This is a genomic window from Bacillota bacterium (genome assembly GCA_012837285.1).
Lineage (GTDB): Bacteria > Bacillota > DTU030 > DUMP01 > DUMP01 > DUNI01.
Map to the genome: position 1 here is coordinate 1 of DURJ01000157.1, position 12,744 is coordinate 12,744.

Below are 12,744 nucleotides of genomic sequence, written 5' to 3' on the forward strand. Positions count from 1 at the left end.
AACCCGCTCTCCCTCATCAGGATCCGGTATGCGAGCGCGAAAGCCGTTTTTCAGCAGATCATAAACCTCGCGGTTGGCCGCCACCAAGCTCATCCGGGATCGATCCCGGGTGAGCTCTTCTATAGTTTGCGCTATCGCCTCGCCGGGCACACCTGGGTTTAATTCTTTAAGCGCCTCCCGCAGCCGTACCTTCAGCACCACCTCGCCCTTGGTCTCTCGGCCCAGGGCGCTGGTACCATGCTCGAATTCGCCATAGGCGTTATATGGCTCCCAGCCCAACTCATCCAGAAGTTCGATGGATGGTTTCTCAACCAGACTGTCTTCATCAAAACCTGTTACCACTCTATTTCACCCCTAGAACCGTCGGATTAAACGATAAGTCGCAGCATCAAAGGTCACAGAATCAAGATCCTTCAGGCATAGCCTTCAGGATGACAACGAAGTAGAGTCTTCAGCACTGTCATCCCGGGCCACCGCTTCCCATCATTGTCACCCTGAGCTTCCCATCATTGTCATCCTGAGCGAAGCGAAGGACCCTCCCCTGTCATGAAACAAAGACTCCTCACTACGTTCCCTCCGCTTTGCTCTGGACAGGCTGGACAGGCAGAGTGACACAAAACCGGAAAATCACCTTTATATATCCTCCGGCAAAGCAATGTCTAATTCCGATACATCCAACTCGCCCGAGATAAGTTTGGGCAAGAGTAAGTCGCGGGTGCATTGTAAAACCCGGTTTTTATTGGCAAGATAGACTATTTCCCCTAGGATTGACTCGACCAAAGAATCAAATTCGTTCACCACGTATTTTGGGGGGACAACAATCCTTAGACTTCTAACTGCCTTTTGATTAATACCTGGTTGCGCCGCATTTGTGTTTTTTGAACGGATTTGTGCTACCGTTTCAGGCTCTCGAAGCCATAGATATAGCATGTTCTGGGTTAAATGATCTCCTGTGGCTCGAATAAGAAATACATGTTCATTAACACAGCATTTCTGATAGGGGTATCCATCTCGAAAATAAGTGGATCGACCGATGTTCGCACCATCCTTATAAAGAGCAACTTCGCCGTCCTTTACGACCCCTTTATTCAGGCTATCAAAGAACTCGTGCGGCACATATCTTTCTTTAGAGAAGTCGTGTTTACCTATGCCAATTACATTTTCCGCACCAATGCTAGGTATTCCTTCAGCAATACCTGTGACGCCACCTTTTGGCCGTCTGCCTGATTCCAAAGCTACAATGTTATCACCCAATGTGGAAGCTTCCCACCCCTCCGGTATCTTCCCCAGTGGGGAATCCACCAGGCGAACCTTTTCATGGTCAGAGAAACGGAAATGAACAAACCACTCGCGATAAAGGGCCTGGGCCATCTCCTCCAGGATCTTGATCCGGCGCAGGTTGTTTTCGATCAGGTCGTCGTAGGCAGAGAGGATAGCGGCAATTCTATTTTGAATGCTAAGTGAAGGAACTGTTATGTTAACGGATGAGAACAATGACTTGTTAACAATAGGTGTGGCAGCACCACTGGCAATGCTTTTTATGGTTTCGCTCATGGTACATAGAAGATAATAAACAAAAACGTTGTTGTATTCATGTTCATTAACGATTATGCTATTTATCTGTTGATTTGTAAATGAGGTTTCTTTTGTCATACAGATTTTACCTATTGTAGCTCCAATACATACAAAACAAATCGATCCCCTTGGTAAGATCCGTTTGATTTGATTTTCTTTTCCTTCTTCAGACAGAAATCTTTTCGTAGTAATATAGCGGCTAGAGCCATCTATGTCTGACGGTGTTATAAAAGGATATTCATCACCAAAACATTCTGGGTTCCTTGACGAGGGGGTACCTCCTGTAATGATATCACCAAGATCCCCTATTGTTTTTATCTGCCAGTCATCATAAATTTGTACCATCTCTGTTCCCTTCTAATATGCAGTAAATGTTTTCCGCAATCCGCTCCTCCAACTCCCGTCCTTCCTGATTGAGAATCTCCAACTCCTCATTTAGCTCCTGCAGCCGCTCGTAGAAGTCACCGTCATCTTCTTGACGCAGGGCCACGCCAACGTAGCGGCCCGGGTTGAGGCTAAATCCCTGTTCTTCGATCTCTTCTAAGGTAGCCGCCTTACATAGTCCTGGCACGTCAACATACTTCCCATCAGGGAAATGCTCTGCCAGCAGGTCTTTGCCGCCGTGCAGGTTCTCGGGCTCCTGGCCCCGGTAGAGGCGGGCGATATTAGCCAGGTATTCCACTTGCTCCGGTGTCCAGTCGCGGTGGGCCCGGTCAATCTGACGGTAGATCTTGCGAGCGTCGATAAAGAGCACTTTATCAGCGCGATCGGTCTCCTTTTTGCCCCGGTCCAAGAACCAGAGAGTACAGGGCAGGGTCACCGTATAGAAGAAGTTCGAGCCCACGGCAACCATCACGTCTACGGCCTGCTCCTCGATCAGCTTCTTGCGGATCTCCAGCTCCGAGCCCCGGGCATCGGAAGCGGAGTTGGCCATAACAAAACCGGCCCTCCCGGTCTCGTTTAACGCGCTGTAGAAGATCTGGATCCAAATATAGTTGGCGTTATCCGGGCGCGGCAGACCGAAGGGAAAACGACGGTCATCCTTGAGCCGCTCCTTATCCACCCGGTTCACATTAAAAGGCGGATTAGCCATAACAAAATCGAATTTGCCGACGCTGTTGTGGAGGTCTTCGTAATAAGTATTGCCCTGGCGGATATCGCCGGCCAACCCGTGTACCGCCAGGTTCATCTTGGCCAGACGCACGGTTTCGGAGATCCGCTCCTGGCCGTAGATGCTGATGGCATCACCGCCGTTTTCGCGGTGCTCCTCCACAAAGCGGGCACTCTGCACAAACATGCCGCCGGAGCCGCAGGCTGGGTCAAAGATGCGCCCCTTAAAAGGCTCGATAATGCCGACGATGAGCTTAACGATGCAGGTAGGCGTAAAAAATTCTCCACCTTTCTGCCCCTCACTCATGGCGAAATTGCCCAGGAAATATTCATAGATTTTGCCGAAGGCATCTCCCTCGATATCCATAGGGATGGAGTTCATGAGCCGGAGCAATTCAGTCAAAGTGGGGTTATCCAGGCGGTTATAAGTCTTCGGCAAAACATCCTTCAGATCGGGGTTTTCCGCCTCGATGGCCCGCATGGCATCGTTAATTGCTTGGCCCAGGTTCTCTCCCTCCGGTAGCTTCAGCAAGGTGGAAAAACGGGCCTGGTCGGGTAAATACATGATTCCTTGAGCATGGTAGTCAGCCGGTCCGATTTTGCGGCGTCTGGTGCTTTGGCCTGCCAATTCCGCCTCAGCAATAGTGAACTTATAATCTGCATAGCGCAGAAAGATCAGGCCCAGCACAGGAACAGAGTATTCAGACGCCTTCAGCTTGGAGTTAGCCCGCAGTTCATCAGCGGCACTCCAGAGACGAGACTCAATATAGTTACTATTGTTCTGACTCATATTCCTCTCCTTTGTATGACAACATAGCTATCCAATAGATCTCGCTAACCGACCAATTGATGAGAGTCTTGTTGTAATCTTTCTTGATAAAGCACCTTTGTTCCTGCCTATTCAGTGGGTCTTTCTATGCCGGACGAACATAACAAAGGCCGTCTTCTCATAGTGTTGAAAGACGGCCTTGTCTAATCAGCTTGGCACTTGTTTGGCGCTAAAAGCATTTGGCCCACCCATTAAGAGGGTCTTAGGGGTACCCTGCCTACTATCCGGTAGTGTTGTTGGGAGCACGGAACCTACCTTGGCTTCCTTTGCTTTTTCCTCCCTCGTTTTCTGTAATCCTCATCGATCTGCTCTTTCCAGTTGGCATAGATGGGACGGCCGGCACGGAAGTCAGTCACGGCCTCACTGACAACATCATAGTTAAGCCCTATCCCTTCTGAGTCTGCCAGATAATCGGCAGCGCGATCTTTTGCTATGCCAAAGCGAGCGGCTGTCTCCACGGCATCGATGTTGGCACCCAAAAAGATGAACTCCCAACCGTATTCTTCTTTCTGATACTCGATCATCTTCCGTACCTTGTCGTAACCATACTCGCGGCTAGCATTTTCCATGCCGTCTGTGATGATAACCAACATGGTTTTTTCCGGCCGCTGGTCCTCAGTAGTATGCATCTGCGCATTGACAATCTTGTTGATGGTGCGGCCGATGGCGTCCAGCAGTGCTGTCATTCCACGGACAAAATACTCCCGTTCGGTGATAGGGGCCACACCCCTGATATTGATCCGATCATGCAGGAGTTCGTACTTGTCGTCGAATAACACAGTGGTAATAATGCACTCGCCGTCTTCTTTTTTCTGCTTTTTAAGGAGCGAATTATAGCCGCCGATGGTGTCGCTCTCCAGCCCCGACATGGAGCCACTTCGGTCCAGTATAAATACCAGCTCTGTTAGCTCTTTTTTCATTGCGGTTATCCCCCTTAAGTAATTTGGTACTTAAAGGATAACATGGCGCCAAGCCGCCAAGGTCGCCTGCCGGGCGACAAAGTGCTTCTTGATAAAACCCTGCCCACCTGTCAGCACCGCATTATGCGCCTAATAAGCTCTCGTCAAACGCAAACAGGGCCTCGTTTATCTCAAAAATATTGTAATTCCCTTCGTTAATGAAATACTGTACAACCAGATCAAAGCGACTGCTGGGCGACAGGGCAAATCCAGCCCGGCGCAACAAATCGGCAGTCTGGTCCAGATTCAATTCCAATGCCACCGCCAGCGCTAGGGCGGTGTTTTTGCTGGGCTGATACTGTAAATTGCTCCGTATCTTGGAAAAGAGCCTGCGGTCCAAGTTGGCTCGTTTGTACACCTCGGGGTCGGTTTTACCGCTCTCATCAATGAGTCTAAGGAGCATTTCCGTAAAGCTCTCGCCCACCTGGGAAACCACGTCGTTCAAGTCTCGAGGTGCGGCCCAGGGCCTTTCCGCTACAGCGGCATCAGGCTCGAGCAGTTCATAGACAGCAGCGTCACTAAGCTGGCGCAGCACCTCAGTATCGCGCTGGGGACGTGGGGTTGTGTGCGCCTCCACATAGTTTTCGTCTATGTATGCCTTGATAGACTTGAACAGCTTGTCGCTTAATCTATAAGCCGTCTTATCAAACACAACCAGATACACCATCATATCATGTTTTACTAGAAAAGCACCGATGGCTGATATGGCAACCCGTAAGGCTTGGTCCTTGGGATAGCCAAAGATACCGGAGGATATCAGAGGAAAAGCAACAGAACCAAGCCCATGCTCCAAAGCCAGGTTCAGGGAGCTTGTATAACTGGAAAAAAGTAACTTCTCCTCGTCCTTCGTCCCGCCTTCCCACACCGGGCCAACGGTATGAATAATGTACTTTGCCGGGAGAGCGTAGCCACCGGTGATAACCGCACCGCCCACGGCACAATAGCCAATACGGTCACATTCGGCCTGAAGCTTGTCCGCTCCGGCAGCAGCAAAGATAGCGCCACTTACCCCACCACCTTTTTTCAGGCGACTGTTGGAAGCGTTAACAATAGCATCCACTTTCATTTTCGTTATATCATTGCGGACAATCTCCAAAGGCATCGGCTACACTCCTTTAGGAAAACCTCATTTGGCTTTGGCGTGCTGGGGAAGCCCAACAGATTATTCTCAACAATAGTATAACATGGAAAAGTAAAAAGCCACCAGCTCTCCTGTTTCCTGACAACTTTAGGAACCACCAAAAGGCTTACATCCCTATTGGCACGAGGGTTGTAAGCCTTATTTCTTGATTCTAACTGCAACAGCCCGGCGATTCACCGGCGCCGGCTTTTTTCAGAGTCACCAAAGCCAGCCCAGCGCCAAATAGCAGTATTTCATAGCCCAAGCAATTCTCCATCCTTACAACCACGCCGTCCCTTAAAACCGGGACAGTGGGGTCGAATTGTACATCGTCAGTAGGTCTCCCCATAAGCAAACCCGAACGAACCGGCTATAGTCAGTTTTCATCCCTCATGGTGAGCACATGCCTGATAACGTGGAGCAGGTTTCCATTCCAGGTTTCCATCCCTTATAGGTAGGCTATGAACCTGTTAAACGGCTACACAGCGGGCTGGGTTACATGTCCCCGTTGGAATATGAAATGAAATACCGGGCCGAATTCCAAGATCCTGCAGCCTAGTTTTGTAATAATGAGCAATTCTAAGGTAGAGCTAGAAAGGAACACTTCTGAGTGTCCATTTTAACTAGAGCACTCCACAATATCTCGTAGAACGTTGTCGTGCCTTTTCTCGAAGTTGTGAGCGATAACCCGGCTCGATATTACGATCCGTTCACCGTCTTGCTTAACCCCGAGGTTAATGAGCTCTCCCATTAACCTTCCTCCTTTCACCAGTCGGTGCCGGTTGTCCGTGCCATTTCGGTAACATCCTTGCCATAAGAAAACTCGTACGTTTTTTCCAAAGTAAGGCCGAACGCAGCCGCAAATTTCTTTAGTAGTAACGGATTAGGGTTCGAACGCCCACCTTCTATTCGGCAGTAGAAGGATCGAGAGTATTCAGCCAATTAGCCACTTCTTGCTGTGTTAACCCCAGGTCGTCTTCTCTATAAGCTATTAACCTTGGTCTGTTAGCCATGTTTATCACCTCTCTTCCGGGGCTACTTGGCGTGCTGTTTTGGTAACAGCTTAATTAGATTACACACGTACCAATTCGGCACGTCAAGTCTTTTTTGAAAAATATTTACCGATATGGTACTAACGGTTTAATTATTGTTGCCGTTGAGGTACATTTATGTAAAGGGGTGATGCCTAATGTTACCAAAGCGATTGCGCGAGCAAAGAGAACTGAAAAAAATGACCCAGGGAGAACTAGGTAAAATCTTTGGTGTTGACCGGGCTACTATTTCAAGATATGAGACTGGCGACAGAGACCCCGATTCGGAACTGGTTAGGAAATTTGCCGACTTCTTTGGCGTCACCACCGACTATCTCCTCGGCCGCACTGACGATCCCTGTGGTACATACCTCCCGCCTGGCGCTTGGCCTGCCGGGCCAATGGTCCGCGTCCCGGTGCTCGGCGTCATCCGGGCCGGTCTCCCCATCTTGGCAGACGAGCATATCGACGGCTGGGAGCTCACACCTGCCGACGAAGTTAAAGACGGTAAATACTTTCACCTCCGCGTCACCGGTGACAGCATGATAGGCAGCCGTATCTGCGAAGGTGACCTTGTCCTGGTCCGCCAGCAGGAAGAGGTTGAGAACGGCGAAATCGCCATCGTAAACGTGGATCAGGAAAATGCTACCCTTAAACGTGTGTATTACAAGAATGATGAGCTTATCTTACAGCCGGATAATCCTAAGTATCCGCCCATTGTGATTAAATCCAGTAACGTCAGGATTTGTGGGAAGGTGGTTGAAGTTACGTTTAAGCCATAGGGAGGGAGGAATATGAATTTCACCGCTATTGACTTTGAAACTGCTAATGGCAAACGCACAAGTGCGTGTTCGTTAGGAATAGCGGTGGTAAGAAACCTGCAAATAGTCGAGACAAAACACTGGTTGATTCGGCCCGAGCCCTTTGAATTTAACTATCTTAACGTGTTGGTCCACGGCCTAACAGAAACGGTTTTGCGTGATAAACCACTGTTTTCTGAATGCTGGAACGAAATCAGACCTTATCTAGATAATGAAATGATCGTTGCCCACAATACTTCGTTTGACATATCCGTGCTATCTCAAACACTGGAACATTATGACCTTCCTATTCCTGTGTTGGATTACATATGTTCGCGTCAGGCCAGTCAAAAAGTATTTGACAATGTTATAAACTACCGGCTTGATACCATCGCTGATTGCCTGGGTATCCGATTCATGCATCATAATGCCTTAGAGGATGCTACAACTGCCGCCAAAATACTTATACATATGCTTAGAAAATATAAATGCCGAAACATCACAGAACTCACGGCGGCAATAGGCCTAAGACCCGGTAAGCTGACTGCTTCCAATCACATTACGTGTTCCCACATAAGGCCCCCGCAGTCGCGCAGCCGTAAGGCCAAATCGGTGCCACTAAGCAAAAGGATCACGCCTACAACAACGAAGTTTGATGAGGATAACAAGCTTTATGCGAAGATCGTAGCCTTCACTGGGGCTCTCAACGGAATGGGTCGGGCCCAAGCATATCAGATCGTAGCAGATATGGGTGGGCAGCCAGCCGACAACGTTACCCTAAAGACAGATTATTTAGTATTGGGCATCCAAGATTACAGGCTTTTAAAAGACCACAGGCAGAGCGCAAAAACCAGAAAAGCAATTGAATATGCAAAACGCGGAACCGGCATACAAATTATTTCCGAAGAGGACTTTTATGAAATGATTGGGGGCCCTAGATATGTACCTGGACATACAAAGGACCATTGGTGAAAAGATAGTCGCAATTCTCCAAAATGGCAGACCAGCTGCCGGTTATACCGAGACAATTTTATTAACAACAAACCAGCTGTCCATAACTCTCTTTGGCGTACCGGTAATAAGGGTACGATATGGTCCCAAAAAACGGTTCATCGCTATAACACCCCAATTAGAAAAAGTGCTCGATGAGTTCCCTTTACTTCCTACTGAAAAAATAGCATCCGACCCCTGGATTAGAATCCTTTTTGAATCCATTGATGATATAGAACAAATGAAGCCGCTTTTTCTACGGCTTTACGATGGCACCTACACCCTAAGTGCAGAAGAAATCTTTCATTGTTGCTCACGGTATTTGGAATGCTCTGATGCTGGAGAATGTACGCAGACCAATTATCTGTTGGCACGGGGTTGCGGATACAGATTACACTTGGCTGATGGTACGGTATTTTTCGGTAAAAACAAGACTATTTAACTAAAACCTAAAGTTCCATCAGATGTAGCTAATCCTACCCAAAGCGGTGGGGAAATAAAAAAGGCCGCTTGCGCGGCGTAACGGTATCCATTTAGAGTTGGTAGTCTACAGGGGGGTGGGCATATTAATTATATTGCCTTCTTCGATGACTCAGGCCATCCAGACCCGTGCGATCACAGTGAAGTATTTGTTCTAGCCATGGTAGTAATACCGTTTGAATATGTGGAACCAATATCAAAACAATGGTGGCGTTTTGTAAAACAAAATTTAAGCCTTATAGATGAACCACCTGTAATCGGTGTGGAATGGAAAAGCGCAGATATGTACGACATTTATCGTAGAATACGAGGTAACGGTACCTTGCGCTTAGATCAGCTTCGGTTCTTACAGCAAAGAACCCCACCTCTAGTAGAGATAGAAGCTTGGATCAAGGGAACATGGGACTTTATCTCTGGGTTGCCACCAGAAGTCATATTTCTTAGTTCTGTAGTCAAGAAGCAAGAGTATTGGTTAAGATACTGCGACAGGGACTATAAAACCTTCCGCATCATAAAAAAGCACGGCATGGAACATGAACTAAAACGATACCATCAACTTAGAACCCACCTTAAAAATGATGTACAGAAAAAAGCTTTTAAGTGGCTTCTGCAACGCTTGCAGTATCTCATGGAGGATAAAAACAATAGCGAGACAATTGTCATTGGAGACGAAATGACAGATCCTGGACAACTAAAGGAGTGTCAGTGCTACATGCAAGCGGGTTACGAAAGATACACGAGCGGAAAAAATATAGTTAACAATGTTGTGTTCGGCTCTTCAATTTACAATCCACCTATACAGATCGCAGACTGGCTAGCTTTTGCAGTACGCAACTGGGCAATTCAAGCCCGTCATACAAAAGAAAGATTAGGAGATATTATTCATCAGTTCCGAGATTATCCCAATGTTGCTGGTCGCGGTATAGTTCTTATTCCAAATCCACACCGTTTTCCTAACTTGCCCCTATAAATGGCAAATTGGCGGTGATCGGGACGCATCCCTTACGGCACGCATGCCGCTACCGCCAATCTGTTAACGGTAGTAGCCCAACCATCAAAGACGGATGGCATATAGAGCTATCTACCTTGTGCTAGCTTTTCTCAAGACACCACATTATATGCATACATTGCTGCGTTTGACAACCTAAATATTGCCCTTGTAATACTATCTATTCGCCATTACTGCCCAAATTCCTGCCCTTGTATACTTATTCTTATCGTTTTTAATGTTCTTTAGGTTGTTTTCGTCCAAAACTGCATTATCAGGAAAGGTGATTCCATGGCAGGCCACATCAACAAGTCTCTCGCGGCCGCTTCCGGGTAGTGGCAGAAGCCGGGAAGGAGACCCGGCCACCGGGAAACGAAAACGGATAGTACGATATGTAGAAGGCCGCGAAGGAGAAGCAGAGGGAGTATTAGCCCAGCTCACGACTGAGTTGGCAAAAGGAACATATATTGAGCCAGCTAAAACAACACTAGCGGAATACCTGGACCACTGGCTCGAAACGACCGCTAAAATGACAGTCTGACCAATTACTTTGGAAAGCTATGAGAGTCAAATCAAGAACCACATCAAGCCGCTGTTAGGTGCTATCCAATTGTCCCAACTAACACCCATGCATATTCAGAAGTTTTTTTGCTCAGCAGCTTGAAAACAACTTGTCGCTCCGCAGCATCCAATATCAACATGCAATCCTTCGTAAGGCCCTTAATGATGCTGTAGATACCCAGCAACTAACCAAGAACGTTGCAAAGCTGGTTACCCCACCAAAGCAGAAAATGAACGAAACTCACGTAAAGGATAAAAGAGCGCGCGCCTTAACCCCTGAAGAAGTGGAAAAGCTTCTTGATGCTGCGAAAGGCAGGCGGCATTACCATCTGATACAAATAGCGATAAAAACAGGCTTGCGCCGAGGCAAGCTCTTGGGGTTGCGCTGGAAAGATGTAGACTTAGAAAACCGTTATATATCAGTAAGGCAGACGCTGGAAAAAGTTGAGGGTATTCTGGGTTTCCAAGCTCTAAAAACGGAAAAAAGCATGAGGACGATTCCATTTGTCAAGTCCTGCGTACCTGTGTTCGAGGAAATAGAAAAAGCACTGGCCAAAGACCGCCTGCATTGTAAGGAAAAGAAACAACGGTATCATGAGCTTGGCCTAGTATTTTGCCAGCAGAACGGCACTAAGCAGGATCCCGGCAATGTAACTAAGCAGGTTAAAAAACTGCTGGATAAGGCCGGCATCAAAAATGCCACCTTACATTCCCTGAGCCACACCTTTGCTCCCAACCTTATAGCACGGGGAGTACCACTTGAGCAGATCCAGGTGCTCCTTGGCCATGACAGCATTAGCACCACCGCTAACATCTACGTGCATATTTTGCCCGGTGTTTTGGAAGAAACCATGGCCAAACTTGAGAACTTATAAAATTTGGGCACCAAACGGGCACCAAAAAGGGTTCCGGCACTTTTATGTAATCGCCAGAACCCTTGATATCACTTGGCTGCGGGACTAGGGCTCGAACCTAGGCTACATGATCCAGAGTCACGTGTGCTACCGCTACACCATCCCGCAGCGCTTTGCAATTGTATGGTACCACAAAGTCTTTTTTCAGTCAAGAAAAAGTGGGCCTAAAGGTCTCGGCTGTCGGTGCTTGTTAGTTCTGTAATTAGCTGGGCTACATCTTTATAGTTGGGATGTTGGGTAAAAATACGTCGTAATTGTGTTAAAGCACGTTTGTTCTTGCCCACGGCTAGCAGTGCTTGAGCCATAAAGTTGTCGCTACTCCCTGCACTTTCACCGTGTTTCATCTGCAACCGGAATAGGGGTTCGCGCGTAGCGGCCGCGCTGCAGAAAGGCGAGTTCCACCAGTGGTTGTAACCAGCAGAACGCAGCGAAGGGGGCAAAAGCATAGGCTTTGGTACCCAGAATCAGGGCCGGGGTTAAAGCCGCTGTGCTCCACGGAACCACAGCGGCCAGTACGCCGCCAGAATCAGCGATGGCCCGTGCTAATGCCAGCTCGCTAGCACCTGTATCCTGCAATTTATCGCGCAGCATGCGGGCCGGGACCACGATAGAAACGGCTTGGTTAGAAGTTATCGCCAACACGGAAGCACTGATAGCTACTGTGAGCCTCAGTAGCTGCGTAGGCCCGGAGACATTCTCCAAGAATCGCGCTAAGGCCAGCTTGGTTACTCCGGTTCCTTCGAGCAGGCCGTTGAACCCAGTGGCTGCAAACAGAGTGATTAGAATAGGAACTAGGGACAGTAATCCGCCACCACTGATGAGCCGGACGGCCTCTCCAGTGCCGGCGGCTTGGTAGCCGAATATAGCAGCAGCGCCGATGTCTAGAAACTCTAATCCTTGCACAAACCTGGCCACGACTGCCGAGCCCAGTAGCACAGTGATAATATTGTATTGGGCCGGAACTCTGAGCACAGCCAGAGAAGCTAACAGAGCCGGCGGTAGAAACAGCCATGGGCTGAGCCGAAAGTGGCCGGCGATAAGTGTGCGGAAACTCTCGATCACCGCCACGTTAAGCACGTCTTGGCTGTAGACTTGGTCTAAGATGAAATAAAACAGAGCAGTAATTAACAGAGCCGGGGTCCCGGTGGTCCACAAGTGCCGGAGGAAATCCCGGACATCTGAGCCTGCCATGGCTGCGATTAGATTTGCTGTAGACGACAGCGGCGAGCCCCGATCACCTACGAAAGCCCCTGAGACAATGGCCCCTGCCACAATAGGGTAAGGTATGTCCATTACCGCTCCTACCCCGGCCAACACAATACCGATGGTGCTGAACGTGCCGGTGGCGGTTCCGAGTAACATGGCAACCATGGCCGTTAAGACAAAT

The 12,744-nt window shown here is 48.4% G+C and carries 13 protein-coding genes and 1 tRNA gene; 6 read left to right on the plus strand and 8 right to left on the minus strand.

All coding sequences use genetic code 11. From position 1 onward, the window contains the following. From GX016_09370 to GX016_09390, 5 genes are all read right to left on the minus strand, one after another. The coding region (locus tag GX016_09370; GenBank protein HHT71756.1) for a DEAD/DEAH box helicase at window positions 1–342 on the minus strand (342 nt) is incomplete at its 3' end. A gap of 291 nt (window positions 343–633) precedes the next feature. After that, window positions 634–1,920: a restriction endonuclease subunit S gene (locus GX016_09375; GenBank protein ID HHT71757.1), complete on the minus strand. Its 1,287-nt coding sequence runs from the start codon at window positions 1,918–1,920 to the stop codon at window positions 634–636. Next, complete coding sequence (locus GX016_09380; protein ID HHT71758.1) at window positions 1,904–3,475, minus strand: SAM-dependent DNA methyltransferase; 1,572 nt, start codon at window positions 3,473–3,475, stop codon at window positions 1,904–1,906. Before GX016_09380 ends, GX016_09375 begins: the two co-directional genes overlap by 17 nt. A 290-nt stretch (window positions 3,476–3,765) precedes the next feature. Then, window positions 3,766–4,434, minus strand: coding sequence for a hypothetical protein (locus GX016_09385; protein HHT71759.1), 669 nt, complete (start codon window positions 4,432–4,434; stop codon window positions 3,766–3,768). 121 nt (window positions 4,435–4,555) lie between these two features. After that, a complete protein-coding gene (locus GX016_09390) occupies window positions 4,556–5,575 on the minus strand; it encodes a macro domain-containing protein (GenBank protein ID HHT71760.1) in 1,020 nt (339 codons plus the stop codon). Between the two features lie 1,207 nt (window positions 5,576–6,782). On the opposite strand from GX016_09390, the gene lexA reads away from it, so the two are divergent. The 6 genes from lexA (at window position 6,783) to GX016_09420 (ending at window position 11,318) form a co-directional block, all read left to right on the plus strand. Further along, the gene (lexA, locus tag GX016_09395) at window positions 6,783–7,406 is read left to right on the plus strand and encodes a repressor LexA (protein ID HHT71761.1); all 624 of its coding nucleotides are present in this window, start codon (window positions 6,783–6,785) and stop codon (window positions 7,404–7,406) included. 12 nt (window positions 7,407–7,418) lie between these two features. Beyond that, the gene (locus tag GX016_09400) at window positions 7,419–8,396 is read left to right on the plus strand and encodes a hypothetical protein (GenBank protein ID HHT71762.1); all 978 of its coding nucleotides are present in this window, start codon (window positions 7,419–7,421) and stop codon (window positions 8,394–8,396) included. Beyond that, on the plus strand, window positions 8,365–8,856 hold the full coding sequence (locus GX016_09405; protein HHT71763.1) for a hypothetical protein: 492 nt from the start codon (window positions 8,365–8,367) through the stop codon (window positions 8,854–8,856). The genes GX016_09400 and GX016_09405 overlap by 32 nt, the downstream gene beginning before the upstream one ends. A gap of 123 nt (window positions 8,857–8,979) precedes the next feature. Further along, window positions 8,980–9,864: a DUF3800 domain-containing protein gene (locus GX016_09410; protein ID HHT71764.1), complete on the plus strand. Its 885-nt coding sequence runs from the start codon at window positions 8,980–8,982 to the stop codon at window positions 9,862–9,864. Between the two features lie 568 nt (window positions 9,865–10,432). Then, on the plus strand, window positions 10,433–10,546 hold the full coding sequence (locus GX016_09415) for a hypothetical protein (GenBank protein HHT71765.1): 114 nt from the start codon (window positions 10,433–10,435) through the stop codon (window positions 10,544–10,546). 127 nt (window positions 10,547–10,673) lie between these two features. Further along, a complete protein-coding gene (locus tag GX016_09420) occupies window positions 10,674–11,318 on the plus strand; it encodes a site-specific integrase (GenBank protein ID HHT71766.1) in 645 nt (214 codons plus the stop codon). A 73-nt stretch (window positions 11,319–11,391) separates the two neighbouring features. On the opposite strand, the gene GX016_09425 is transcribed toward GX016_09420, so the two are convergent. The 3 genes from GX016_09425 to GX016_09435 form a co-directional block, all read right to left on the minus strand. Beyond that, window positions 11,392–11,465: transfer RNA gene (locus GX016_09425), tRNA-Gln, on the minus strand. A 56-nt stretch (window positions 11,466–11,521) separates the two neighbouring features. Continuing rightward, a complete protein-coding gene (locus GX016_09430; GenBank protein ID HHT71767.1) occupies window positions 11,522–11,662 on the minus strand; it encodes a hypothetical protein in 141 nt (46 codons plus the stop codon). Between the two features lie 25 nt (window positions 11,663–11,687). Beyond that, window positions 11,688–12,744: hypothetical protein (locus GX016_09435; GenBank protein HHT71768.1), on the minus strand; the 1,057-nt coding region annotated here is incomplete at its 5' end.

Excerpts from the sequence above, each read along its gene's own strand:
- GX016_09375 (HHT71757.1), bottom strand. The coding sequence starts at position 1,920 with ATGGTACAAATTTATGATGACTGGCAGATAAAAACAATAGGGGATCTT.
- GX016_09380 (HHT71758.1), bottom strand. The coding sequence starts at position 3,475 with ATGAGTCAGAACAATAGTAACTATATTGAGTCTCGTCTCTGGAGTGCC.
- GX016_09385 (HHT71759.1), bottom strand. The coding sequence starts at position 4,434 with ATGAAAAAAGAGCTAACAGAGCTGGTATTTATACTGGACCGAAGTGGC.
- GX016_09390 (HHT71760.1), bottom strand. The coding sequence starts at position 5,575 with ATGCCTTTGGAGATTGTCCGCAATGATATAACGAAAATGAAAGTGGAT.
- lexA (HHT71761.1), top strand. The coding sequence starts at position 6,783 with ATGTTACCAAAGCGATTGCGCGAGCAAAGAGAACTGAAAAAAATGACC.
- GX016_09400 (HHT71762.1), top strand. The coding sequence starts at position 7,419 with ATGAATTTCACCGCTATTGACTTTGAAACTGCTAATGGCAAACGCACA.
- GX016_09405 (HHT71763.1), top strand. The coding sequence starts at position 8,365 with ATGTACCTGGACATACAAAGGACCATTGGTGAAAAGATAGTCGCAATT.
- GX016_09420 (HHT71766.1), top strand. The coding sequence starts at position 10,674 with ATGAACGAAACTCACGTAAAGGATAAAAGAGCGCGCGCCTTAACCCCT.
- GX016_09430 (HHT71767.1), bottom strand. The coding sequence starts at position 11,662 with ATGGCTCAAGCACTGCTAGCCGTGGGCAAGAACAAACGTGCTTTAACA.